The organism is Xanthomonas sp. SHU 308, assembly GCF_000364645.1.
In the GTDB taxonomy this organism is placed as follows: domain Bacteria; phylum Pseudomonadota; class Gammaproteobacteria; order Xanthomonadales; family Xanthomonadaceae; genus Xanthomonas_A; species Xanthomonas_A sontii.
In genome coordinates this window covers 1-3,211 of sequence record NZ_AQOK01000117.1, presented here as the reverse complement: position 1 = coordinate 3,211, position 3,211 = coordinate 1, and the positions used below count along the sequence as shown (strand labels likewise).

Genomic DNA, 3,211 nt, shown 5'->3' with positions numbered 1-3,211 from the left:
CGCGGCTGGCCACGCCCGGGCTCCAGCCGGCGTCGCGCAGGCGCTGCACCAGGGCGATGGTCAACGGCGTCTTGCCGGTGCCGCCGGCGGTGAGGTTGCCGACCACCACCACCGGCGCGGCGATGCTGTGGCGCTTGCGCCAGCCGCGACGGTACAGCGCGCGGCGCAACGCGATCGCCGCCGCGTACAGCGGGGTCAGCACGCGCGCGTGCAGCGGCGGCGAACCCGTGCCGTACCAATAGGCGGGGGTGTGCGGCCCGCGCTCGCTCATCCGAACTGCCTTTCGCGGAACTGCATGCTGTGCAGGTGCGCATACACCCCGCCCAGCGCCAGCAGCTCGCGGTGGGTGCCGCGCTCGACGATGCGGCCGTGGTCCATCACCAGCACCTGGTCGGCGTGTTCGATGGTCGACAGGCGGTGGGCGATGACCAGCGTGGTGCGGTCGGGCATCAGCCGGTGCAAGGCATCCTGCACCAGCCGCTCGGATTCGTTGTCCAGGGCGGCGGTGGCCTCGTCGAGGATCAGGATCGGCGCGTCCTTGAGCATGGCGCGGGCGATCGCCAGGCGCTGGCGCTGGCCGCCGGACAGGCGCCCGCCCTTGGCCCCGACCTGCGACTGCAGGCCGTCCGGCAGGTGCTCGACGAACTCCATCGCGTTGGCATCGGCGATCGCCTGCTGCAATTGCGCAGGGCCGGCCTCGCGCATCTCGCCGTAGGCGACGTTCTCGGCGATGCTGCCGTCGAACAGCATCACCTGCTGGCCGACCAGGGCGATCTGTCGGCGCAGATCCTCCAGGCGGTACTCCTGCAGCGGATGGCCGTCGAGCAGGATCTGCCCGGACTGCGGGTCGTAGAAGCGCGGGATCAGCTTGACCAGGCTCGACTTGCCGCTGCCGGAGCGGCCGACGATGGCGGTGACGGTGCCGGGTTCGGCGACGAAGCTGACCTCGGCCAGCGCCGGCCGCGCCTGTCCCGGATAGGCGGCAGTGACCTCACGGAACTCGATCCGGCCCTGCGCGCGCTCGATGTGGCGGGTACCGCTGTCCTGTTCCTCCGGCGCATCCAGCACCACGAACAGCCGCTGCGCCGAGGCGACGCCCCGCTGCAGCATGTTCTGCACGTTGGTGAGGTTCTTCAGCGCCGGGATGATCGCCATCATCGCGGTCATCAGCGAGACGAACTCGCCGGCGGTCAGGCGCCCGGCCAGCGCCTCGTGGCCGGCGATCAGCAGCAACGCGGCCAGGCCGATCGCGCCCAGCAACTGCACCGCGGCCGAGGAGATGCCGCGGGTGGACTCGACCTTCATCGCCAGATGCAGGTTGGTGTCGGCCAGGTGCTGGTAGCGCTCCATCTCGCTGGCGCGCGCGCCGTAGACCTTGACCTCCTGGTTGCCGGACAGGGCCTGCTCGGCGGACTGCATCAGCTCGGCGTTGCTCTCCTGGATGCGGTGGCTGACCCGCCGGTAGCGCTTGGCCACGCGGTCCATCACCCACGCCAGCGGCGGCGCGACCAGCAGGATGGTCACGGTCACCGTCCAGCTGTACCACAGCATCACCGCCAGCGCGCCGACGATCTGCAGGGTCTGCTGCACCATCACCTTCATCGCGTCGACCGCGGCCTGCGCCACCTGCTCGCTGTCCGAACCCAGCCGCACCAGCATCGACGCCACCGGCTCGGCATCGAAGCGGCTGCCCGGCAGGCGCAGGTACTTGTCCAGCACGTTGACCCGGAAATCGCGGGAAATGCTCCGCGCCGCGCGCCCCATCGACATGTCGGTGACGTAGCCGGCGATACCGCGCAGCACGAACAGGCCGACGATCTGCAACGGCAGCCACATCGCCACCTCGCGGTTGCGGGCGATGAAGGTCTCGTCGGTGATCGGCTTCATCAGCGCCAGGAAGCCGGAGCCGGCCAGCGCTTCCAGCAGCGCGCCGACGGCGGCGATCAGCAGCAGGCCGCGGTAGCCGCCGGCATAGGACAACAGGCGGCGATAGGTCCGCCAGGGGGAATCCTGGACGGGCACGTCGGTGGGTACATTCACTTGGAGCTTCCGTCCCTGTTGACTTCGGGGGCAGTGGCGATGGCGATGCGGCGGAACCCGAGCTGGCCCAGCGCGTCCTGCGCGGTGACCACCGCCTGGTACGGCGTGCGCGCGTCGGCGCGCAGCAGCACCGGCTGCTCGCGGTCGTCGCCGGCGACCTGGGCGATGCTGCGCTTGACCGACTCCACGTCGGTGCGCAGCACTTCCTGGTCGTTGATGAAGTAATGCCCGTCGGCGTTGATCAGCACGCTCAGCGCGCGCGCTGGCGGCGGCGCATTGCGGTCGCTGGCGTTGGGCAGCTGCAGTTGCAGCGTCGAACGCGCATCGAAGGTGGTGGTCACGACGAAGAAGATGATCAGCACCAGGATGACGTCGATCAACGGTACCAGGTCGATGTGCGGCTCGTCCTGGCCACGGTCGTCGCGGATCCGCACCGGCTCAGCCCTTGGCCGACGCGGCGTTCGACGCGGCGCCGCGTGCCGGCGCAACCGCCCGGCCATGGCCGTCGAGCGCATCGGTCAGCGCGGTGGCTTCCTGCTCCATCTCGATCACGTAACCGGCGATGCGGCCCTTGAAATGGCGATGGAAGATCAGCGCCGGCACCGCGATGATCATGCCGGTGGCGGTGCACACCAGCGCCTTGCCGATGCCGCCGGCGAGCTGGTTCACGTCGCCCAGGCCATGGTCGAGGATGCCGAGGAACATCTGGATCATGCCGACCACGGTGCCGAGCAGGCCCAGCAGCGGCCCGGCCGAGGCGATCGTGCCCAACGCGTTCAGGTAACGCTCCATGCGGTGCACGACGTGCCGGCCGGTGTCCTCGATGCGCTCGCGCACGATCTCGCGCGGACGGTTGCGTACGTCCAGGCCGGCCGCGAGCAACGCGCCCAGCGGCGAATTGCGCCGCAGCGATTCGATGTGGGTGGGGTCGAGCTTGCCGCGCGTGGCCCAGTTGCGCACTTCCTGGCCCAGTCCCGGCGGCAACACCTCGCTACGGCGCAGGCTCCAGAACCGCTCCAGGACGATCGCCAGCGCGACCACGCCCAACAGCAGCAATGGCACCATCGGCCAGCCACCGGCCTTGACCAGTTCCCACACGTCGCAACCCTCCGGCACGCTCGGCCGTTCGTTCACTGGCCGATAGGATAGCAGCCGCCCGCGCCCGCTCCGC

Annotated in this window: 5 protein-coding genes; all 5 read right to left on the bottom strand. The window is 70.1% G+C overall.

Annotated features, from left to right (window positions below):
* The coding region (locus D588_RS24060; protein ID WP_043083535.1) for a tetraacyldisaccharide 4'-kinase at positions 1-271 on the bottom strand (271 nt) is incomplete at its 3' end.
* Positions 268-2,040, bottom strand: a complete 1,773-nt coding sequence (msbA, locus tag D588_RS0105315) for a lipid A export permease/ATP-binding protein MsbA (RefSeq protein WP_026143406.1) — start codon at positions 2,038-2,040, stop codon at positions 268-270. The genes msbA and D588_RS24060, both read right to left, overlap by 4 nt.
* The gene (locus D588_RS0105310; RefSeq protein WP_010342642.1) at positions 2,037-2,474 is read right to left on the bottom strand and encodes a biopolymer transporter ExbD; all 438 of its coding nucleotides are present in this window, start codon (positions 2,472-2,474) and stop codon (positions 2,037-2,039) included. The genes msbA and D588_RS0105310 overlap by 4 nt, the downstream gene beginning before the upstream one ends.
* 4 nt (positions 2,475-2,478) lie before the next feature.
* Complete coding sequence (locus D588_RS0105305; protein WP_232757222.1) at positions 2,479-3,105, bottom strand: MotA/TolQ/ExbB proton channel family protein; 627 nt, start codon at positions 3,103-3,105, stop codon at positions 2,479-2,481.
* Positions 3,032-3,211 (bottom strand): hypothetical protein (locus tag D588_RS28405; protein WP_232764229.1); only part of this gene is annotated, 180 nt, incomplete at its 5' end. The genes D588_RS0105305 and D588_RS28405, both read right to left, overlap by 74 nt.